A 23,824-nucleotide genomic window follows, 5' to 3' on the forward strand; every position below is an offset into this window, starting at 1 on the left:
TGTGTCATCATTTTCAAGATTAAAATTATATGCAATACTGAAATAGTTGCGTTATATCTAAAAGGGGGCATGCTGTGTTAGAAGCTATAGTGCATGATTGCAATGAATATCTTCTTGCTGAGCGCATAGCTCAATCATCGCTTATCGCGCTCGATTTAGATAATACTTTAGCGTGCTCAAGGCAACCAATGCTCCCAGATATGGCATCTATATTAAGCGATTTAATATGCGAAAAGCCGATAGCGATTATCACTGGCGGATGCATGAACTTAGTGAAAACTCAAATTTTAGACGTTCTTAATCCGTATACGAAATTGGAAAATTTACATATTATGCCAACGAATGGCACTAGATACTATCGCATTGAAGGCAATGGAGAATTGCATTGTGTTTATGCTCACAATATTCCAGATGAAGACATCGATAAAATCATTAAAGTTATACGCGTTTGCGCTAAAAATCTAGGATTGTTAAAAGAACCTGGGGATTTAGATTTATGGGGCGAACAAATCGAAAATCGTGGAAGTCAAGTCACATTTTCAGCACTAGGACAAAATGCTCCAGCTTTTCGTAAAAAAGCTTGGGATCCTAACGGTGTTTTGAAAGCTAAATTAGCTAATGCTATTCGCGAAAACTTACCTGATTTTGCTGTTCGTCAAGGAGGAGATACAAGCGTAGATGTTTATTGCAAAGGCGATGATAAAGCTCACGCATTGACTACTCTTTCCAATATTTGTGGCATAGATGTGGAAGATACTGTATTTATTGGGGATCGGATGAGCGAAGGCGGAAACGACTACCCTACTGCTTTTACTGGCACTCTTGCAGTTGAAGTACAAAATCCTAAAGATACAGTTGAATTATGCAAGCGCGTATTGCGTGAGATCAGATTCGCCAATAATTAAACTTGTAAAAATCGTATAGTTTTACTTACAAAATTCCCCTATTTGTTGTGGCTTAGCTCTCAGAGTTTCTCTCATCGCAAGATTTTTACTAAGTAAGTTAAGTATAGATTGTGTACTAGTGAGGTGTGGGAAAAACTTCGCGAACAATAAAAAGCGAAACGGTATTTAAAAAAGTTACACCTAATCCAAACTCTTTATAAAACTAAAGTAAGCTAAAATCTAAATCTTATTACTACAAGCAATAACAATTAAACATGCGTAAAAAGTTGAAGCTCCTGTGAGGTAAGTATTTCCCACACCTCACAACAACAGTAAAATTTTGTAAGTAAAGCTATAGCTTACTAAAGCAACAGCCGCGCATTTTGAAAACTTTGCCTATAGCATAATTTACATTGGAAAATATGACAACTTTAATATGGGATCAACGCCGTTATAGAAACCGTCATGGACGTGGTATGCGCGCTCCTATGTTTGGCACTAGACTACCACGATATCGTACAGCGAGCGCAATGTTTGACTCTATGGTTGCTTCTCAAATACGTAGACTTAATTCAGCTTGGAGCGAGCTGACGCGCAACATTCAATTTGCTGTAGAGGACGTTCCGCCTTCTCAACCGCTTATTTGGGAAAGCAATAAGAGGATTTTATCTCAATGTTTTCCAGCAAGCCACGGAATTAAAGCGCGAATTGTGTTATATCGACTCCCATTATGCAATCATGTAACAAGCAGAGCGGAACTAAATTATGCTATACGAGATGAGATAGTTCAACGCTTAGCTGAATTATACGGTAGAAGACCTGAAGAAATAGACCCAGATTGGGGAATGTAGTAAAAGAAGATTACTTAACAACTCCTTGAGTTCGTGTAACTTTTACAGAAACTTGTTGAGGCTCTAAAGATTGTGATTTAATCCACGCAACAGCAGCAAGATGAGCATCGTCTACTTCTTTTTTATGAAGACGAGCAGCAAAAGCAACATTCGATTTAGAATTGATTTCAAACATAACAGCATTTGCATCAATATCGTTTGCTTTCAATTCTAACGAACTATTAGCGCGAATATCTATAGTTTCATCTTTAAGCAAATCACCTTTATAATCAAAAGCTTTTAATTTCACAGATGTATTGTCTAAGCCAGAAGATGCTAAATACAGTGATGTTTCTTCAGGATTAACAGGAGTAACTATTGCTCTATATCCTTCGCCATTAACACGAGTAGCAAACGCTACATCTTCTTGACCGCCATCTGATTTACGATTTAATTCAACCATGGAAGCAATAGGATTATTTGAATCAAGTTTTAACGCGCTAACTTTATCTGGAACTTTTCCAAGATCTATTACCTTCAATTCTTGAGATTGTAAAGGCACATTTTTAATAGATTTTGAACCTTCGTCATCCATCCAAGATATGTTTACATTACTTGATTTTCTAGACCAAATATATAACTTTGCGTTATCTGACTGACTAACTCCAGGGATAATAGAAGATTTGCAATCAGATTCTAATGGTTGAATAATATCTACACCTTTAACTACTAAACCTTGCATTCTTCTATATTGCATAAACGAAGCAACTGGAGCTTGCTCACTCAAGACTTGCACATATAAGCCTTTACTTAAACTCGCAGCAGCTGCAATATCAAACGTTGATTCACTATTAGCATCAACAGTAAAAGTACTTCCAGTAGATAACCCTAAAACGCTACTTCCATGTTCAACTGACCACATTCTGATTTGTACAATAGTAGGCTTAGCAGAGCTGTTTACTGAAACTAAACGAATTGAAGTACCAGCATCAACTTCAGGAACTAAAAATGTTTGGCTCCTAGATGGAATCACACACGATGATGCAGAAAGCCCACGCAAATCTCCATCACTTGCCCAAGAAGCAGACGAAGCAGAAAGTCCAGTTCCAGAATCTGATGCGGATAATTTTCCTTCTAAAACTTGAGAATCTTTATCAATTTTTTTATTCGCATAAAACACAACGCGAGCGCTATTATCAACACTAGAATCACTATTGTTGCTGTTTTCGGCATCAGAATCATCATTTAACTCTTCACTAGAGCTAGAAGAAGAATCATCAGAATCATCACTATTAACACTAGAATCATCGCTATTAGAATTACTTTTATTATTTGCGACTTTTATGCTATTAACAGAATGTAATTTACTAGCAAATTCTCCATTATCTCTAGCATTTCGAACAGTAGCATTGTGCATGTTTCCAAAAACACCGTATCTTGCATAAGAAGAAATATTTCCATCGGATTCGCGATACTGACTATCACCATAATCAGATGATTCAGATATTGCTAATCTGGAAGGGCAAACCATTTTTAAATTCGTAGCGGTGACGCGCTGAGTTATTGAAGATGAAGGAGATAAAGCATCATCAACGAATTGAGTATAAAATGACTTGGTTGCGAAAATAACAGATATAGCTATAAAAATAATCGCACTTAAAGAAGCTAATAAAGTCACGAAAACATTATGCATATGACGTTTTCTTTGCTCTACTGTTTGTGCAATGTCAGCACTATGCTGACCAATATTTTGATGCGTTTCACTATTAGAATCCACAGCAGAATCTACAGCAGAATCTACAGCAGAATCCACAGCAGAATCCACAGCAGAATCAGTATTGCTATCACTATTACGCCAACTCATCAATACTCTCCTCTCTATTATCATCATTACGTTCTAAAACGTTATATTTGCCAAACCGAGGAACAGCAACTAAGCAATATAACAACAAAACTATTGCGCATACTAAAATCCATGAAACTCTCCACGCTAAAGGTCTCATTCGATAATAGAACGAAGATTTAGAAGTAACAGTAGCAGGATTATCAAAGCGACAATATGTGCCTTGCTTAGAAGTGACAACAAGCTGTGCAGATTCAGAAGCATTAACATTAGAAATAAGACGTTCAGTTGCAGCTTTATCTGCAAAAGTTTCACCATATATCAAAGAATTATATGGTGACTTTTTCGCTTTATATGAATCATTTACTATATAAATTCCGCCAAATCCAAATTGTTCTAGAGTTTCAATAGCTCCAGGATCAGCGTGAGAAATAAGCTTTGCAACAGCAGAAGAAAGTGCAACATCATTCCTAGACATTCCATAAAGCACATTACGCACACGTAAAGCTGGGGATTCATCAATAGCATCTCCTCTAGATGTACGCATAATAGCAATCTCAATATCTTTATCGCTAATAGCTCGAACAGCTAAAACTCTACGACTACTATCTTTATTTAAATAATCAGTCACTACCATTGGCAATCCATCACCACTGGCGGAAACTGAACTCAAAGGACCACTTAGAATAGCGAAAATTGCTAGAAGTATAGCCATAGCGAAAATTCCACAAGATAAAATCCCTCTAGCACAATAAGCAACTCTACTCAAAACTAAAGCAGCAGATTTACGCATAGCAGCACGCTTATCTACCCTAGTTTTATAAACTTCATTTCTATATTTTACTTTCAACGGCTCAAAACGGCTTACAGCATGACCTGCAACCATGCATATGCATGCAAGCACACCACTAGCAGAAAGAACTACTCCAGGAAGAGCACTTCCTGCAACAGGACCTAATACATCAGAACTAACAACAACTCTTACAGAAATAAGCGAAAGAGCCATTCCAGATATAATAACTCCCCACATAACGCGAGATTGACGCAAAGAAAATGGTAAAGCAAGCGAAATAATAGCCATAACAACTGCAATTATTGCAAATACAATCATCAAAATACCGCGAAGTGAAAGTAATTGATTATTAGAAGAAACATAACCAACATTCATATTAAAAGTTCGCAATAATATTTCAATATAACCATCACAACGAGGCGAACCTTGTATATTGCTATGCGCTAAAGCCATAGAACCAAATATTTGACGCCACATTCCAGCATTGAAATACCTAACTACGCTACCTAAAGTTGGCAAACACACTAGAATCGAAGGTATCGGCATAAGAACAAGCATTGCTCTATGTGAACGAACCATTACGATAGCAATCACGAAAATAACTAATAAAGCAAGTAATAATTGTGGCTCAGCTGCAACAGCAGGCATAAAGCATAAAGCAGCACACGCTGCAGATTGCGTAGAAGGAACAGGCTTAACAGGATCTTCTGTAACATACATTCCAACTGCTCTGAAAGAGAACGCTAATGCTGCAGGCAAAAACACCATTACAACAAGCATAGGAATATCACCACGAGCAAATAATCCGAATGCCATTGCAAGCACTGACCAGCAAATTCCAGAACATACACGTATAGAATCAGATCTTGTAAATACTCCAGCAAAAGCCCAGAAGCTTAAAAGCATTAAAGGAGCTGACAAGAAGAACAAGAAAGTGACTGCTAAAGCAGGATTTCCGCCAAAAATAGCAGATGCAATCGACCACATTAACAATAATGGAGCAGGCGGCAAAGCAGGGCCAAAACCATTATCTGGAACCCAAGACCCTATTGCAGCATTCCATAATTGACCAATGCTTGATCCAGTAGGAACCCACTGTTGAGCGTAAATCGTTGAGCCTTCAAGAATCTCTCGCCATGAACTACCATAGAACACGAATGTTGCACACAAGGCAACCATTGCAGCTACTAACGCAGCGCTCCAACGCAATAATATTCTTCTATGAAGATGCTTCCTAGCAAGCGGTCCTAGCAAAATCCCATGCTTTTGAGATTTATAAGCAGCACAACGATCTTTCCACTTAGCAATCTGTTTACGGTTTGCAACAAGAGCGTTCAAATTTTTTATGGATACTCTAGTAGCTCTTACAACACGAAGTCTAGCAAAAATAGCTTTAGGTAATTGTAGTATTGCAGACCACGGAAGCCATAAGTGCACTAAAGCAGTATAAGGTTGTTTAACAAATAGAGATTGCAACGCCATAACAAGCGAAACTGGAATACTTATAAGCCAAATAATAGGCCATAAAACAAGACGAATATCCGTATAAAGATATCTTTGCAAAGCTTTAAGAGATAAAGCTATGCTGTGAACCATACCCGATTTTTCTTCCGCTAGAGCATCACCGGAACGAGTACGTATACCCTCAAATCGCGCTCGCCTATGAGCAATACGAGCAGAAGGAACTACAACAACTCTGCCACCATTCAAACATACTCTACGACAAAAATCGCGAGATTCTCCAAAAGTTGTCATCCAAGGTTGAACTCCATGCATGGATTGCCATGTTCCTAAAGGAATAAGAGCTCCTGCAAAAGAAACACTGAACACATCTTTGCGATTATCGTATTGTTCTTGATCTAACTCTCCTTCAACAGTTAAAGAATGCAAACGATGATGCCACGAATACATTCCAACATTGTGTAAGATTTTTCCTTCCCAATCAACTTGTTTTGCTCCTAAAACAGATGCCGTTGGAGTGTTACGCCATGTTTCTCTCAAAGATTCTAAACAACTAGAATCAGCTGGGCGAGAATCGTCATGTAAAAGCCACATTGCTTTTATTCCATTACACGGCATAAGTTGATGTAAAGCTTTATCAATAGCATTACCAAAAGAATGTGCTGAAACTACAGGAAGTATGATTACATTGATTTTTTTATAATTATCTTCGCTTAAACGCTTATATATATAAGAATCATTGGAATCAGCAGAATCGATTAAATTATTAGAATTTCTAGAAGATGCAAAATTTTTCTCAATAACATCGTCTAGCGCACTAGTAACGCAATTAACGCTTATATACGAACGTTTAATATCTTTAACACGGCGAGCACAATCAACAATCACAATTGTGCCAGGAAGTATACTTTGATCGGCAACAGCTTTAAGCGTTTCCTTGTAAAATCGTGTATCTCTTTCAATACACATCATTGCCATAATAGATGAGTCTACATCTCTTGGCCTAGCATTCTTAAGATTTGCAAAGGCATGAAGAACTTCATGTTGAAACTTATCTACATCAGCAATTATTGAATCCATAGTTACAGTGTACGCAAGGGGTAGGTAACTACAAATAAAACGCTCATAAAACGCTCATAAAACGCTCATAAAATCTTATTAAATATCAATAGAACACTCAATAAAACACTTAATAAACACTTAATAAATAATCGTAAATCTAAAATAATCTAAATAAAATCACAAAATGTTACATAAAAATCAACATAAACACTATAATTTAGTAAATAATCTCAATAGATTGCATTATAGTTATGTACATTGTATCTAATTGTTATTGAGCATTAAATACTATGTATAACGATACGCAAAATATACTTTAGACCATGTTTTCTTAAGATATGGTTTTTTGAAAGAAGGTATACATGGTGACTTCACGCCACCCTCAAAACTATGAGAGGAACGAGAGCATTTCAAGATTCCGTTCTCCAAGACATAGTCTTGATTTTAATGTCAACAATCGCTTACGAAAAATAATATGCATGAGCATTGTTGCAATATTGACCTTCTTCTCAACAATTGCAACCGCAGTATGGTCAGACTTTAGCACGACTATAAGCAATAGATCTATAAAAGTAATTCATAATCCTGGAAGCAAAAAAGCTGAAGAACCTGTTGATCCTAATGCTGGAAAACCTATAAACTTCCTTCTTCTTGGACAAGACACTCGCGAAGGCAAAAATAATAATTTTGCACATGATGGCGAAGAAAACCACCAATCAGATACTGCAATGGTTGTACAAATTAGCGCAGATCGTTCTTATGTTAATTTAGTTTCTATTCCAAGAGATTCTATAGTAAATGCGCCTGGATGCAACACTTCCAGAGGATACGTTCCAGCTCGAAGAAACGTAATGTTTAATTCAATATTCGCTGCTGGATATTCTCGCGGAAGAGATCTAGCATCAGCTGCAAGCTGCTCTCTAAAAGCCGTCAATACTCTTACTGGACTTAACATTGATAACTTTATTGTGGCTGATTTCAACGGTTTGAGCGAAATGATTAACGCAATTGGTGGCGTTACACTATGTATTCCTGCTAATACGCATGACCGTTACACTGGAATCACTTTAAAGCGCGGATTGCAACATCTCGATGGTGTTACAGCAACTCAATACGCTAGAATGCGACACGATACTGCAAGCGATGGCTCTGATATTATGCGCACAACGCGTCAGCAATACTTAGTAAAACAATTAGTACATCAAGCTTTATCTAAGAATTTATTTACTCAATCAGGGCAACTATATCAACTCGCTAAATCTGCTTTAAATTCTTTGAATATCAGTTCAGGACTTGCAAATCCTGCTACCTTAGTTGGAATAGCAGTAAGCTTAAGACACTTGGATACTTCAAAGATATACGCTAGAACAATACCGATTACAACTGATCCTACAAATCCTAATCGCGTTGTATGGGATTACTCTGCAGAAAACATATGGCAAGCAATGCGCGAAAATAAGCCTATTATAGAAAATGCAAATTCTTCTGCATCGCCTAAGCGCAAAGGAAAGTCACAAAAACGTAAAAACGTTAATAGCAACAATTCTTCTAACGAAAAGTCATCTTCTAGCGAAAATGCAAAAGATGAAAGCAACTCTTCGCAAGAATCTCAATATGGAAAAATAGATCCTAATACAGGCTTAGCAAAAGATAGATTAGGAAGACTAGTAGATCCTAATACAGGCGGAATTGTAAATCCAAAAGATGGAACTATACGAGATCCTTCCACTGGATACTATATGGGTATTGCAGATAAATATTTGAACAATACTATATGCGCTGTGCCAAAATCATAAGTTTGACATTTATAGAGTAACGTTCTAGTAAAAGTAGATGCATATAATTCTAGAAGTTAGCATAGCTTTTTTATAAGAATTAAAGGGGCATATAATGAGTGACAAAAGTTCAGATGACGCTTATAAAAGTGAGCAGAATCCGAGTTTTCCACCATCGTATAAGCCTAGCTCTAAAAGACATACTTCTAAATCAGGCTATGATAACGGCTATGATAACACTGTGCTGCCGCAATTTTCTCCACAAAATGTTAAGCAAAGATCTTCTAAAAGACATAATGCAAACAGCATAAAAGCAAGCGCATACCAAAATTCAAATGAACTAAATGCTAATATTCCGCCTAGCTTTGCTCCAAACTCTGCTAAACGTAAAACATCTTCGTCTAGTAATGTGATAAGTACATCAAATTACGAAAACGCTTCGAGTAATAGCGCTTATGCTAGCACGCAAAATTCAAGCACAAATAATGCAAATAGTGCAAATATTTCAAGAAATAATTCAGATTCATATATTTACGAAAATAGTACTAACAATAACAGCAATAATAGCAATCACAAAAAACGTAAAAAACATTATGTGCTTATAACAATATCTTTATTACTCTCAATACTGCTTATTGTTGCAGCTATATTAGGCTTTAACGCATACCATTTCGTTGAATCCAACATGAAAAAAACTGCATGGACTACGAATACTCCAGACACTCAAGAAAAAACATGGCTTATATTAGGTTCTGACCAGCGCGAAGGAGCAGAAGCTAAAGAGATTACTGGATTTAGAATGGACACTATTCTAGTTTTAACAAAGCCTGTGAACGGACACAGCTCACTCATATCAATACCAAGAGATTCGTTAGTTTCTATAAATAATAGAAGAATGAAAATAAACTCTGTTGCACAAATATTTGGCAAACCTGCACTAACAAAAGTAGTAGAAAGTATTACAGGTCATCATATTGATCATGTTGCAGAAATTAGATTTGAAGGATTAACTAGAGTAGTTGATTCAATGGACGGCGTTGAGCTTTGTTACAATCGCACTGTTAAAGATAGATTTAGCGGACTCGATTGGAAAGCTGGATGCCATCATTCAAATGGAGCTACAGCATTAGCTTTTGCGAGAATGCGACATGGCGATCCAGAGTCTGATTTTGGACGCGCGAAAAGACAACGAATGGTAATTTCTGCAATAATAAAGAAAGCTTCATCAAAAGACACTCTAACTAACTTTGATAAAGTTAAAAAACTTTCTCAAGCAGGACTTAATTCTATAATATTTGACGAAAATTCAACTCCAATGTCTTTAATAGATATGGAGCTCGCGTTTAAAGATGCAACAGGAGCTGACGGAATATCTGGAACCGTTTACTGGACGAATCCAAATTATATTATTCGAGGAATCGGATCGTCTGTATTGTTAGACGATTCGAAGAATATTGAATTATTTAATCAACTATCTGCAGGAACTCATGCTCCAGGAAGCGTTGGTACGCTTGCAGAAATGACACATTAAATAGTCAACTTGTTGTGCTCAAACGCGCTAAGAAGAAAATTGTGTGTTAGTAAATAATTACTAACACATGTGTAGCCACTAAACAAATGTATAGTTACTGAATAGAACTATGTGTTATAGACAAAAATGTAGTTCAATGAACAAAATATAGGTTATGCTAACTTCTGACCACATAAACATATTTTTCTTGCTTTTAAGAGAGCTCAACGCAATCATAGTTTTATGAAAACTAGCACACAACGAGCACTTATAAAAATGCAAATAATAGCGAGCATTATGCCAATTATTGCAAATATAACTATAGTTGTTATATCTTTCATACAACACCAATGGATGATGATTGCTATGATAATACCAAGCACAATGATGTATCTCGCTAACATTATTCCGCAGCTAATACAACAACATGCATCAATTGATAAAAATATTACATTTATTGATTCACTCAAAAATAAAAGCGAACGCGAAGAAAGTGATTCTAACGGCAGTAAATCCTGTGTAAGCTATTGCAAAATAAGCAATTTGAAAGCAAATAATACTAATTATGCTAATAGTTTTGCAAGCTCAAAAAGCTCTGAATTAGTCACAAAATCCAATGAATCTGTACAATACAACAGCGCTAACAGCAGCAGTGCTAACAACGACAAACTCGAAAATAATCCTGACAATATAAATCCAATAATTTTAGAAAAAATATTATTAAATAATAAAAGCAATGCTACAAGTAATTTTCATAACAAAAATATTGCTTTAATCATGCCTCCTTGGAGAGAAATAGTAAGACAATGGCTTCTTTCACTTAATTCCACAAACACTAAATATCAGAGCAGATACAACACACCACAAGCGCAAACACAAGCTAAATCTATGCAAAGGCAACTTATAGCTACAATCGGAGTCAAAAATTGCGGATACATGAATATTGATTTAGTTAAAAATGGACCGCACGCTTTAGTTGCAGGCACAACAGGATCTGGAAAATCAATTTTACTAACAACATGGTGTTTATCTCTCGCTTTCAAATATCCGCCAAGCGTATTGAGATTCGTGTTTATGGATTTTAAAGGAGGAGCAACTTTCGATTCCTTAGCGAATCTTCCACATAGCATTGGAAATGTTGGAGATTTGAATCTTAAACATGCAACTAGAGCATTGCAAGGATTAGAACAAGAGTTAGATAGACGAGAAAGACTAGTAGCTCAACAAGGATGCAACAATATTACTCAAGTAAAACCTTATGAACCTTCTATAGTTATTGTTATAGACGAATTTCACGCATTAAAAGATCAACTTCCGCACTATATGAACAGGCTCATACGAATTGCTTCAGTTGGAAGATCTTTAGGAATGCATATTATTGCTTGCACGCAAAATCCTTTAGGACAAGTTAATGCAGATATGAAAGCAAATATGTCTATTAACTTATGCTTACGAGTAAGAGATGCCTTACAATCTCACGAATTATTAGGATCTTCGTGTGCAGCATACATAAATCCACAATATCCTGGTGGAGCATATTGCAATATTGGAGAAGGGATAATAGCAATGAGATGCGCTCCAATAGCAAATATTGAAACTTTTATAAAAGGAATCTTACTCGCAGGAAAATTTTATAATTTCGCTCAAGCAAAACAATTATTTAGCGCACCTTTACAATCATTCGTTACTGAAAAACAATTAGAAAAATACAGTGTACAAAACGAAATTTCTACATTAAATGGAAATTCTATAAGAATAGGATTATTGGATGATGGCATAAAATTATACTCAGCTCTTTTACCGTTAAACATTGGAAACATAGCGATTATCGGATCACACGGTCGCGGAAAAACTAATGTGCTTAAACTTATTGCTAAATTATTAAATAAACCTATGCAAGATGGATATTATGAGAAAAATACAGCTTCTACTATTATTGTTGATAATGCTGATTGCCTCATAGAACCATTAAGCAATAATCCAAATGCATTAAAATTCCAAAAAGAATTAACTTCTTCAAACACAGTTATTTTTAGCGTTAAAACAGTTAGAGGATTGCGATTACCTGATCAAGCTCCAGTTCGCATAATATTTCCAACTGGAGATTCAGGAACAGATACAATGCTTGGAATACCTACAAAAATACAACAATCTTTATGCGCTGACGACTATAATACTTCAGGGCGCGCTATTCTAATCTATTCTGGAAACGCTTATTTAATTCAATTAGCTTATTGTGAAAATACTTAAATAGCTATTCGCGTGAATTTAATATTCTACAACTTAAGCTTAGAGTCAAGAAATAAAACACCTCGCAAATAAATTCATATTTAACTAAAGTTTGCAAAACTCTTGAAAAAAATTATTATTCATGATTTCCTTACATACGGGGGATTTTTTACTCTTTTAGATAGCGAGGTTTACTCACACATGAGCAATTTGTTTAATTGGCGTACAAAAGCAGCCTGCAGAGATAAAGACCCAGAGCTGTTTTTCCCAGTTGGTAACACAGGGCTTTCATACCAGCAAATTGAGGAAGCAAAGTCCGTATGCCGCTCATGCAAAGTATCTGACTCATGCTTAAGGTGCGCGTTAGAAACAAACCAAGATTATGGAATTTGGGGCGGATTGAGCGAAGAAGAACGCAGATCGCTCAAAAGACGCGCAATGCGCGCGCGCAGACATCACGAATCAGACTTATAAAGCTTAAAGGTTACATAACTCCTGGAACGCGAAGTTTAATATCTAACACTACTCGAGTGCCACCTTCATGACGTTGCTCCCAGCGAACCGTTCCTCCAAAATCATTTGTAACAAAAGTATTTATAAGCTGAGTGCCTAATCCAGATCCTGAAGAACGCGCCATGCCGTGAGAAGACTCGCTATCGATTCCATCTCCATCGTCTTCAACCATAATATTCAGGTTATCTCCTCCGCGACCAACTGAAATCTTAATATGACCTGATTCTTTATCTTCAAAACCATGTTCAACAGCGTTAGTAACTAATTCAGTAAGAACCAAAGATAAAGGCGTTGCATCTTGAGCTGCTAACATTCCGAATTTACCAACGAAGTCAATGCTAATCTTTTGATTTTGGGAAGCTAATTCTATAGACATTTTAAGCAAACTAGAAATAACTTTATCAAAATCAACAACTTCGTCTGCAGTTTGACTTAAACCTTCATGCACAAGAGCAATAGTTTGAACTCTTCTTTGCGCTTCTTCCAACTCTTTACGAACTTCAGAAGACTTAGTTTTACGCGCTTGCAAACGCAAAAGCGCTGAAACAGCTTGAAGATTATTTTTCACACGATGATGAATTTCTGAAATAGTAGCATTCTTTGTTTGCAATTCTTGTTCGCGGCGAAGAACCTCTGTAACATCGCGGCATAATATTACAGCACCAGTTCTTTCACTAGGACCATAAAGAGGCAAAGAGCGCATAGACACAATAGAATGATTTGCTTCAAGCTCACAATCAATATCTGCTTTACCACTTAAAACAAGCGGTAAGCTTTCTGGCACAGCATCGTTTACATGTAAAAGCCTAGTACCAAATTCGCTTAAATATTCGCCAGTCATAGTATTTAATCCACCAAGACGGCGGAAGCAACTAATAGCGTTAGGAGAAGCATATCGAACAATTCCATTTGCTTCTAAGACAATAAATCCGTCAGCAACTCTAGCATTATGACGCTGATTCAACACAGAATCATGATATGGAAATTGACTACGTGGAATCATGTCGAAAAGCGTTTTGCCAGCGTTAATACTTTCTGTTTCATATCTGCCGTTAGATTCGCGAGTTGCTAAGTTAGTTTCTCGCAAAACAAGACCTAAAGTTTTACCATTATGACGAATAGGAGCATAAACATTACATACAGTTGCTCTTCCAACAGAGCGAAGAACAGAAGAATGGAAACTTGTTTCTGACTTCATAGCCTCAGAAAGCTCATCGTGCATAGATATGTCTAACTTTTCACCAAGTAAATCTTCAGTTCTAAGAGTGATTGCTGTAGAAGGACGGCACTGTTCAGCAACAACATAATCACCATCTCCGTTTTGAATGACTAATAGAAGATCTGCAAAACTTAAGTCAGCTATAACTTGCCAATCTGCAACTAAATGATGAAGCCATTCGCGATCACTATCGTCAAAATCTGGACGTGTAGCAAGAATATGAGAAAAATCAGCCATATGACAATCATATATCTAAGACACAAGAAATAACGACGCGGTATGTTGTTTACAAACACAGTATGTTGTTTACAATCTCTGCATACGGTATTTTGTTTACGATCGCTGTATGCTGTTTACAAATAAAACCGCTCCCCCACGTATTGTGAAGAAGCGGTTTAATTGCTTCAATATGAAATTATTCTTCTAATGAAGCTTCTAATGACGCTAAACTACAAAGTTTAGAAACCAAACTTTGCAGCAGTTTCGCGCAAAGTTTCAGCAGAACGCTTCAAAGCTGCTAACTCGCGATCAGAAACTGGAGTATTAAGACGAGAATTCACGCCATTACGATTCAACAAAGTTGGAACAGACATGCAAACGTCTGAAATTCCATGGAAATCGTCAAGTAACGAAGAAACTGGCAAAATACGATTAGTATCTCTAAGCACAGCTTCAACAATATCTACGCCAGACATAGCAATAGCATAGTTCGTTGCGCCCTTACCATTGATAATCTTGTAAGCAGCATTAACGACTTCTTGATGAATCTCTTCACGCTTTTGAGCATCCAATGGCTCATGACCTGGAAGAGCATTCCAATCACACATTGGAACACCACCGATAGTTGCAGAAGCCCAAAGTGGAACTTCTGAATCGCCATGCTCGCCGGCAATATAAGCGTGAACATTCTTAACATTAACACCTGTATGCTGAGCAATAAGGAAGCGAAGACGAGCAGAATCAAGATTTGTACCAGAACCAAACATTTGATTTGCAGGAAGTCCAGAAAGCTTCATGCAAACATGAGTCACAACGTCAACAGGATTAGTGATTAACATGTAGATAGCATTAGGAGCAACTTTTACAACATTAGGAATTATAGACTTCATAATGTTAATGGTTGCACCTGCAAGATCCAAGCGAGTCTGACCAGGCTTCTGACGAGCACCAGCGGTAATAACCACCATGTCTGCATCACGGCAAATTTCAACATCGTCCGAACCGGCAATAGATACTGCAGGATAGAAGCTAGAACCGTGTTGCATATCTAACACTTCAGCCTCTACACGTTCTTTAGCAATATCTTCAAGCACAATTTCACGGGCAACACCACGCTGAGCGGCAGCGAAGGCGAGCGTAGAACCGACTGCACCAGCACCAATAATCGCCAGCTTTGTTGGCTTAACCTGCGAATTTACCATGCGAAACAACCTCTTTTCAACAACCTATTACAACTTTCATAATGTATTTGAAACATGCTAATAATGCATGAAACACAATATTTTTATGAAGTGTAGCTCTTTTATAAGAGCCTGTGGGTATGAACACTTTTACTCTAATCGCACCACCGGAATTTGTAAAAACAAATCAAGCTCTTAATTTAATAAACCAAACTTTTAAAACTTTCACAAAGATACTTTCATAAGTTTTGCAGCCAAAGAATCATTAACATATGCAACTAGAGAAACTCCGTCATCTTCATAATCAACTTTTTCTACTACACCATTTTCACGAACTTGAGAAAGCAAAGCACACTCTGTGTAAGGCAACTTAACATTAACTTGCACTTTTGGCGAAGGCAATAGATACTCAATTCTTTGACGAAGTCGAAGAATATTATCTCCAGAAACAGCAGAAACAATAAGAGAATCCGGATATAATTTTTCTAAACGCTCTCTCTTAGCTTCACTCATACAATCAGACTTATTAAATACAAGCAATTGCGTAATATCTTCTACTCCATCAATTGAACTTAAAACTTCGTTCACTGCTTCAATTTGAGATACTGGGTCAGGATGAGAACCATCAACAACGTGTAAAATCACATCAGCTTGACTCACCTCTTCTAGCGTAGATTTGAATGCTTCTACTAGCTGAGTAGGAAGTCTACGAACAAATCCTACGGTATCTACGAGGGTATAACTACGACCGTCTTTACTACGATTGTGGCGAACAGCAGTATCCAACGTAGCAAATAAAGCGTTTTCAACTAGTTCTTCTGAACCAGTAATTTTGTTAATAATGGAAGATTTTCCAGCGTTAGTGTATCCAACAACAGCAACAGTCGGTATATTTTGACGTCTACGAGATCCACGTTTAACATCTCGAGCTGGAGCCATATGTTCAATATCTTTTCGCAATTTAGAAATACGATTCCTAATAGCACGCCGATCCATTTCAATTTTTGTTTCACCAGGACCTCTTGAACCGATTCCAGCATCTCCTGCAGCTCTACCTCCAGCCTGCCTAGAAAGAGCAGCGCCCCAACCTCTAAGTCTAGGAAGCATATATTGCAATTGTGCTAGTTCAACTTGAGCTTTACCTTCACGACTCGTAGCATGCTGAGCAAAAATATCTAAAATCACAGCAGTTCTGTCAACAACTTTAACTTTAGTAGCATCTTCTAAAGCTCTGCGCTGACTTGGTGGCAAATCATCATCAACTATGATAGTATCCGCATCATTTAGCGAAACTACTTGCGCAAGCTCTCTAGCTTTTCCAGAACCAACATAAGTAGCAGCATCAGGCTTATATCTTTGCTGCAATAAACCATCACAAACAACTGCACCAGCTGTTTGAGCTAAAGCTGCAAGTTCTCTTAATGACTCTTCCGCTTGAGAAAGAGTGCTATTTACACTTGACCAAACGCCTACTAGCACAACACGCTCAAGACGAAGTTTTCTATATTCAACTTCAGTAACATCTTGCAACTCACCGAGTCCCGCAACTCGTTTTAACGCATTATGTGATTCACGATTCTGCCAAGCTTCATCATGTTTCTCTTTAGAAGAAGACGAATCAAGTAGGACTTCTGAATGCTCTGAAAGAAACGCATTTGAATTACTAAAACTAGAATTACTCTCGCTATTAGCATTAAAATCTACCATTTGTCCCCTACTCTAGTTTGACGCAACTAGCATTTTACAACGTTTGTTTTATTATTGTGATTTGAGAAGACATAATAAAACTTGAATATAATAAAGCAAAATAAACAACAAGAAAAACAGAATAAAACGGAAATAAAACAGTAATAAAACAGAAAAAAGTGTAAAACGGATTGCAACTAACAACAATGATTAAGAACCAAAATAAAAACCAAAATCAGAACAATAATCAGAACAACACTAAAACAGTTAATAGCAAAAGTGGAGAGCAATATTTTTATGCATCTCCATCATCAAAAGACGAACGCCATACGTTGCATGTGAATTTGCGCGGTCATGACGTAAACGTGCAAGTTTCTAATGGCGTTTTTAGCTCATCTAGATTAGATTTAGGCACATCAGTATTGCTCAAGCACGCGCCTAAACCTCCAGAAAATGGCGTATTCCTTGATATTGGATGCGGATGGGGTCCTATTGCTCTTTCACTCGGATTAGAATCTAAAAACGCTGAAATTTTCGCAATTGACGTAAACGAGCGCGCTATTGAACTTAGTGAAGTAAACGCAAAAAACGCTGGGCTTAAAAATATTCACACTGAGATTGCACAAAATGCGCTTGAAAATGAAAAATTGGAGCATATAGACCTAATATGGTCTAATCCGCCTATTCGCGTTGGAAAAGAAGTACTACATGAAATACTTCTTACTTGGATTCCTCGTCTAAATGTAAAAGGAAAAGCTTATCTAGTTGTTCAAAAAAATCTTGGAGCAGATTCTCTTATACCATGGCTAACTAAAAATCTTGGAGATAATTTTAACGTTATGAAATTCGCAAGCTCAAAAGGTTACAGAGTAATAGAAATAGTTAGAAACAATTAGAAACAATAAAAACAATAAAAAAAAAACAATAAAAACAGTTAAACATTAAAACAATAAAAATTAAATATAGTAAAAACACGTAAAGAAACTATTTATTATGAAATTTGAGTATCCACATGAACTACCTATTTGTGCAGCGCACGACGAAATAATAGAAGCAATTAAGTCTTCTCAAGTTGTGATTATTTCTGGTCAAACAGGCTCTGGTAAGACTACTCAAATCCCAAAAATGGCGCTAGAACTCGGAAGAGGCGGCAGAGGCAAGCAAATCGTACACACTCAACCTCGCAGATTAGCTGCTCGCACAGTAGCAGAACGAATTGCTAGCGAAATGGGAGTAAAACTAGGAGAAGAAATCGGATATCAAGTACGATTTACGGATGAAAGCTCCCCAAAAACAAAACTTAGAATAGTTACAGATGGTATTTTACTTGCACAAATCCAACGCGATCCACTTTTAAATCGTTACGATACGATTATTATTGACGAAGCACACGAGAGAAGTCTTAACATCGACTTTTTGCTCGGATACTTAACAACTTTATTGCCAAAACGCAAAGATTTGAAGCTTATTATTACATCTGCAACTATTGATTCAAAAAAATTCTGTGATCATTTCGAACAAGCTTTACACATTAAAGTGCCTATTATTGAAGTTTCAGGACGGACGTATCCCGTACGAGTACTATACGAACCGCTTGGTTCCGCTCCTTCACTTATGCAACATGTTCCAGGATTTGCAGATATTTCAATGAGCGAAGAAACTATTGAAGAAAGCAAGTCTAACGAAAAAAATAGCGAAGAATCTTCCGATGAATATTCTTCCGATGAAGATATTGCTTCTGCTGTAACTAGAGCATGTGCACAGCTTGTTATTCATTCTAGTCATGATTTTGGTGCACGCGACATTATGGTATTCGCTTCAGGAGAGCGAGATATTCGCGAATTTGAATCAAGTTTACGCTCATATTTTGGCGAGCGCGCAAATGACATGCATCGCACAGATTCGATTGAAATAGTCCCACTTTTCGCACGTCTTTCTTCAAAAGATCAGCATAGAGTTTTTGAATCACACACGCATCAGCGCATTATAATAGCAACAAACGTTGCAGAAACTTCTCTTACTGTTCCAGGAATTAGATATGTTGTAGACACAGGTTTAGCTAGGATTTCTAGATATTCTAAATCTGCAAAAGTGCAAAGACTCCCTATAGAACCTATTTCTCAAGCGAGCGCAGATCAGCGTTCTGGACGCTGCGGTCGTATTGCAGATGGTATTGCGATTCGATTATACTCGCGCGAAGATTATGAATCGCGCCCACGTTTTACAGATCCTGAAATTTTGCGCACTTCTCTTGGAGCTGTAGTTTTGCACATGCTTTCTGTAGGAGTTGCTAAAACTGGAGAAGATATTACTACTTTTGGATTTATTGATCCTCCAGATATAAAAGCTGTAAGCGATGGACTTAATGAGCTTAGCGAACTTGGAGCTATTAGCAGAAAATCAGGGTTAATTACACTTACTCATACCGGACGGGAGCTTTCAAAACTTCCTATTGATATTCGTCTTGGACGAATGATTATTGAAGCTGCGCGAATGAATACTCCAAATACTCTTGCAGCAATTCTTGTAATAGTAGCATTCTTAAGCTTGCAAGACCCTAGAGAAAGACCCGTTGAGCAACATGAAGAAGCAGATAGGATTCATAATCGTTATGCTGATGAAAGCAGCGACTTTTTAACTGCTCTAAATATTTGGGATTATATTTTCCAAGCAGACGGAAATATGAGCAACAACGCTCTTCGTAAACTATGCAAATCGGAATTTTTCCACTTTTTACGCCTAAAACAGTGGAAAGATTTAGTTAATCAATTGCAAGACTTATGTAAAGAATTGAATTATAGAGTTGGAGAAGCGCTGCCATTAAAAAGGCCATCACTTGAGATCAGACAACTTCCTAACAATCAACAATCTTCTCATAGTTTGTGCTGTTCATGGGATTATCAGGGAATACACACTTCAATGCTTTCAGGCTTGCTTTCAATGATAGGAATGCAAGTTATTCGAGAACCTAAAGCTTCCGACTTTGCTAGTTTACATGGAGCTGCAAAAATTCGCGCTATTAAACGTGCACAAAAAATGGCTAAGAACGACTATCAAGGAGCTAGAGGTACACGATTTGCAATCTTCCCATCTTCTTGTGTTTGTAAGCTTTCACCTTCGTGGATTATTTGCACAGAACTTGTAGAAACGTCAAGACTTTGGGCTAGATATTGTGCGCAAATTGATCCTGCATGGGCTGAATCTCTTGCAAAAAATCTTACTCGAGTCACGTATTCAGATGCTCACTGGAGCGCGTCTAAAGGTGCTGCAATAGCAAAATCAAAAGTGCTTTTATACGGATTACCTATTGTACAAAATCGCACTGTTCAATGGTCTAAAATCAACCCTTATGAATCTAGGATGCTTTTAATTCGTTGCGCTCTAGTTGAAGGCGATGTGCAACAGCGTTTCCAATACGATACTTTTATTTCTGCAAATCGCTCTATGCTTGAAGACGCAGAAAATCAATCTAATCGCACTAGGCAAATAAGCGAAACAGTAAATGATGAGGATTTATTTGCTTTTTATGACAATAACTTGCCTCAAGATGTAACTAATATTGCAGATTTAGCAAAATGGTGGAAAAATGCTCATGCAAAAAATCCGCATAAGCTAGATTTTAATCCTGAAGAAGTTGAGAGGTTACAGAGCGCGCAAAGCACTGATTTAGCAGATTATCCAGACCATTGGAATACTATTTGCACAGACGGGCAACCTATACGATTACGTTTAAGTTATATTTACGATCCGAATAGTCCTTTTGATGGAGTTACTATTCATATTCCTGTTCACGTGTTAAGTAGACTAACACCTGAAGAATTTACATGGAACGTTCCAGGACTATTAGATGACTTAATTCTTGGAATGATTAAATCTTTACCTAAAAGTTTACGCGTTCAATTCGTGCCTGCTCCAGATAGTGCTAAGAAGATTCGCGAGTGGATTGACGATCATTACGATACTCTCCCCGGTATTTCTGAAGATTGTAAAGATTCCTTTGAATGGCAAGATTTTCGCGAAATATTTACTAAAGCTGCTATACAAGTAATCGGAGCGCAAATTCATCCTGAAGTTTTTGACGATGAACAAATGAATCGCCTTACTCCTTATGTTCGAATGACTTTTAGCGTAGAGAAAACAAATATAAAAACACACTCTCAAGGATTCATTAGAAAACAGAAGAACAGCGCAAACAGCGGCGATAATAACACCGAAAATAATAACGCAAACAATAACACAAACAATAGAACAACAATCACTGTACTAGGAAACGATAAATCTCTTGTTGCTTTACAAAAGCGATTCTCAAAACTCGCACAAGAATCTGCTTTAGAAGCAATAAATCGTAAAGCTACTAAAGCTAAAAAAGCTGGGAAAATAATAGAACAAGCTGATTTATTACATAAAGCAGGAGCTACAAATATTTCTAGATCTCAAATGGTATGGCAAGGCGCTCTTAACATGCTACATTTAGATTGCAATCGCATTACATCCAGATGGCTAGGCACAGAGGCTTTAGTGCTCGCTGCAGCACCCTATAAAACATCAAAATCTTTAGCTGAAGATTTACAAATGGCAGCAGTTAAACGCTTAATAAAGCATCCTGAGCAAATTTTAGATGACGATTCATTAAAAGAATCTGTAGCTAACGTATCTCAAATTTATGAAGATACTGTATACGCAATAGCTCATGATGTGATTAAAATACTAAAACGCCAAGCGCAATTAAGCAAAGTAGTTTCAGGTAAAGCAGATTTGCCTATGCTATCTGTATTACAATCAATTCGAGAGCACACTTCAAAACTTATTTACGAAGGATTTATTTCAAACACTCCAGCAGAATATCTTCCTAGAATCGAACGATATTTGCATGCAGATGAGATTCGACTATCTAAAGCTAAAATAGATAAAAATCGCGATGTTCAATGGGCATGGGAAGCTGAAGAAGCTAATAAAATAGTTCAGAAAGCTCAAGAAAAAGCTAAATCTACGCCTTTGGGACAAACGCATGACGAAGAACAGGAAAAAGCTGAGAAATTAAAGTGGATGTGTGAAGAATTTTACGTTTCACTATGGGCTCAAGAACTAACAACAGCATATCCTATAAGTATTCAACGTATGCGAAAAATATGATATTTCGTAAAAATCCTATAGTTTACGCTTTAGCACTATCCGAACTTCTTTTAGTTTTTCGCGAATACACGTAATTTCTAATAACAAACACAAATAATCCTAGTAAAGAAACAACAGAGCCAATAAGTAAAACATTTGAGAACCCTGCAGCTGAACCTTTTAATCCGATTAACGAGAACCCTTCTAAAGATCGATTGTTAATCAAACCGTAGAAAATTACTATTCCAATAGATGTAGTGACGCTCATAGCAAGATCGTTCATACCACAACCACGTCCAGTTTCTTCAACAGGCAAAGAATCCAATATTATTGACACAAGCGGAGAATACATAAGACCACAACCTGCATAATATACACATGCGCCAAAAGTCAACGCAAAAAATCCGCTCATAACGAAGAATCCAGATATTGCCCACCCAATAGCCATCAATACAGATGCGAGAATAACAGCATTTTTACGACCTACTCTCGCAATAATCTTTCCGGAACTCGTTCCAGCAAGAGCAGCAACAACAAAAGCACAAACCACATAATGAGCAACATCAAATGTAGTGAGTTTATATAATTCTCCGCCTAGACGATTGAAAATTGGAGTAAAACAATAATTTGTGAAATAAAGGAACATAAGCACAAGCATTGCAGAAAGCCAACGCTTATTTTTGAAGAATGAAGTAGTTACAAAAGGATTTTTAGCTTTATTGATATAAATACCGAAAATTATAAACAATACAATTGAAATAACAAGCATCCACCATACGTGGTATGAGAAGAAAACAGTAAGAATAGCAACAGCAGCACCGAAAATCACGAAACCTATTCGATCTATTTTTCTGCCATTACCGTTATTTTGCGGCAAATATCTTCTTAGCGCAGGAAGGAAGAATATAGTTATTGCTGGAATAAGGAAGAAATATCGCCAAGATATTGAACTCAATAATCCAGCTGTAAAAATACCGATTGCCGCTGAAATTTGATATCCTGCTGTAAATAATCCGAAGAAAATAACTTTAAGATCTTTACGTAAATATTTCGACACAATTACTAGATACGCAGAACCAGCTACTTGTTCCCCAGCAGATTGAATCATACGCGCTAAAATAACGCTCCACAAATGAGGAGTAAAGAAGAAATTCGCTAAGAAACCGAATATTGAGCCAATAAATAAAGTAGACAGTCCAACTGTAACAAGTTTTCTTAAAGATACGAAATCACCTAAAGAGCCGTAAATAAAACAAGCAATACCTAGTACTATTCCAGGTAAACCTGTGATCAAAGACGCTTGCTCCGGACTTGAAACATCAGTACCAACTTGCTTAAACAACAAATTAAAACCTTGTAAGCACAGCGTCCCAAAAACATAAGCTATTAAAAGTAAAATAAGAGCACGAATTGCTATTTTATTAACCATTTCAGGATTATCGTAAGCATCTTTAGTAACAGATGCAGATGCAGATGCATCACAAGCATCACTGACTGGGATATTAGC

At 37.0% G+C, this 23,824-nt stretch carries 14 protein-coding genes; 8 read left to right on the forward strand and 6 right to left on the reverse strand.

The features are described from left to right. The first annotated feature begins 74 nt into the window (after positions 1-74). Together HMPREF3230_RS02745 and HMPREF3230_RS02750 are read left to right on the forward strand one after the other, a co-directional pair. Positions 75-905 (forward strand): HAD hydrolase family protein, encoded by an 831-nt coding sequence (locus tag HMPREF3230_RS02745; protein WP_075523431.1) that lies wholly within the window; start codon positions 75-77, stop codon positions 903-905. A gap of 401 nt (positions 906-1,306) precedes the next feature. After that, positions 1,307-1,735, forward strand: coding sequence for a metallopeptidase family protein (locus HMPREF3230_RS02750; RefSeq protein ID WP_075523432.1), 429 nt, complete (start codon positions 1,307-1,309; stop codon positions 1,733-1,735). Between the two features lie 10 nt (positions 1,736-1,745). Here the strand turns inward: HMPREF3230_RS02750 and HMPREF3230_RS02755 are convergent, their stop codons facing one another. Together HMPREF3230_RS02755 and HMPREF3230_RS02760 are read right to left on the reverse strand one after the other, a co-directional pair. Beyond that, positions 1,746-3,578, reverse strand: coding sequence for a DUF5719 family protein (locus tag HMPREF3230_RS02755; RefSeq protein ID WP_075523433.1), 1,833 nt, complete (start codon positions 3,576-3,578; stop codon positions 1,746-1,748). Continuing rightward, positions 3,565-6,891 carry a glycosyltransferase family 2 protein gene (locus HMPREF3230_RS02760; RefSeq protein ID WP_075523434.1) on the reverse strand — a complete coding sequence of 1,109 codons (3,327 nt, stop codon included), beginning with the start codon at positions 6,889-6,891 and terminating at the stop codon, positions 3,565-3,567. Before HMPREF3230_RS02760 ends, HMPREF3230_RS02755 begins: the two co-directional genes overlap by 14 nt. 344 nt (positions 6,892-7,235) lie before the next feature. Between HMPREF3230_RS02760 and HMPREF3230_RS02765 the strand changes: the two genes are divergently transcribed. The 4 genes from HMPREF3230_RS02765 to HMPREF3230_RS02780 all read left to right on the forward strand — a co-directional run bounded on the left by HMPREF3230_RS02765 (position 7,236) and on the right by HMPREF3230_RS02780 (position 12,861). Continuing rightward, on the forward strand, positions 7,236-8,669 hold the full coding sequence (locus tag HMPREF3230_RS02765) for an LCP family protein (RefSeq protein WP_075523435.1): 1,434 nt from the start codon (positions 7,236-7,238) through the stop codon (positions 8,667-8,669). Between the two features lie 94 nt (positions 8,670-8,763). Next, positions 8,764-10,179 (forward strand): LCP family protein, encoded by a 1,416-nt coding sequence (locus tag HMPREF3230_RS02770; RefSeq protein ID WP_075523436.1) that lies wholly within the window; start codon positions 8,764-8,766, stop codon positions 10,177-10,179. A gap of 255 nt (positions 10,180-10,434) precedes the next feature. Beyond that, complete coding sequence (locus tag HMPREF3230_RS02775) at positions 10,435-12,408, forward strand: FtsK/SpoIIIE domain-containing protein (RefSeq protein ID WP_230955900.1); 1,974 nt, start codon at positions 10,435-10,437, stop codon at positions 12,406-12,408. A gap of 180 nt (positions 12,409-12,588) precedes the next feature. Beyond that, complete coding sequence (locus HMPREF3230_RS02780; protein ID WP_075523438.1) at positions 12,589-12,861, forward strand: WhiB family transcriptional regulator; 273 nt, start codon at positions 12,589-12,591, stop codon at positions 12,859-12,861. A 10-nt stretch (positions 12,862-12,871) separates the two neighbouring features. On the opposite strand, the gene HMPREF3230_RS02785 is transcribed toward HMPREF3230_RS02780, so the two are convergent. From HMPREF3230_RS02785 to hflX, 3 genes are all read right to left on the reverse strand, one after another. Further along, positions 12,872-14,356 carry a sensor histidine kinase gene (locus HMPREF3230_RS02785; protein ID WP_075523439.1) on the reverse strand — a complete coding sequence of 495 codons (1,485 nt, stop codon included), beginning with the start codon at positions 14,354-14,356 and terminating at the stop codon, positions 12,872-12,874. Between the two features lie 221 nt (positions 14,357-14,577). Continuing rightward, positions 14,578-15,540 (reverse strand): L-lactate dehydrogenase, encoded by a 963-nt coding sequence (locus HMPREF3230_RS02790; protein WP_075523440.1) that lies wholly within the window; start codon positions 15,538-15,540, stop codon positions 14,578-14,580. 204 nt (positions 15,541-15,744) lie between these two features. After that, the gene (gene hflX, locus HMPREF3230_RS02795; protein ID WP_075523441.1) at positions 15,745-17,226 is read right to left on the reverse strand and encodes a GTPase HflX; all 1,482 of its coding nucleotides are present in this window, start codon (positions 17,224-17,226) and stop codon (positions 15,745-15,747) included. 185 nt (positions 17,227-17,411) lie between these two features. On the opposite strand from hflX, the gene HMPREF3230_RS02800 reads away from it, so the two are divergent. Together HMPREF3230_RS02800 and HMPREF3230_RS02805 are read left to right on the forward strand one after the other, a co-directional pair. After that, on the forward strand, positions 17,412-18,101 hold the full coding sequence (locus tag HMPREF3230_RS02800) for a class I SAM-dependent methyltransferase (protein WP_082266246.1): 690 nt from the start codon (positions 17,412-17,414) through the stop codon (positions 18,099-18,101). A 97-nt stretch (positions 18,102-18,198) separates the two neighbouring features. Next, a complete protein-coding gene (locus tag HMPREF3230_RS02805) occupies positions 18,199-22,338 on the forward strand; it encodes a DUF3418 domain-containing protein (RefSeq protein WP_075523443.1) in 4,140 nt (1,379 codons plus the stop codon). 22 nt (positions 22,339-22,360) lie between these two features. Here the strand turns inward: HMPREF3230_RS02805 and HMPREF3230_RS02810 are convergent, their stop codons facing one another. Continuing rightward, positions 22,361-23,746, reverse strand: coding sequence for an MFS transporter (locus HMPREF3230_RS02810; RefSeq protein WP_075523472.1), 1,386 nt, complete (start codon positions 23,744-23,746; stop codon positions 22,361-22,363). Positions 23,747-23,824: the final 78 nt, after the last annotated feature.

This window comes from Gardnerella vaginalis, assembly GCF_001563665.1.
In the GTDB taxonomy this organism is placed as follows: Bacteria; Actinomycetota; Actinomycetes; order Actinomycetales; family Bifidobacteriaceae; genus Bifidobacterium; species Bifidobacterium vaginale_A.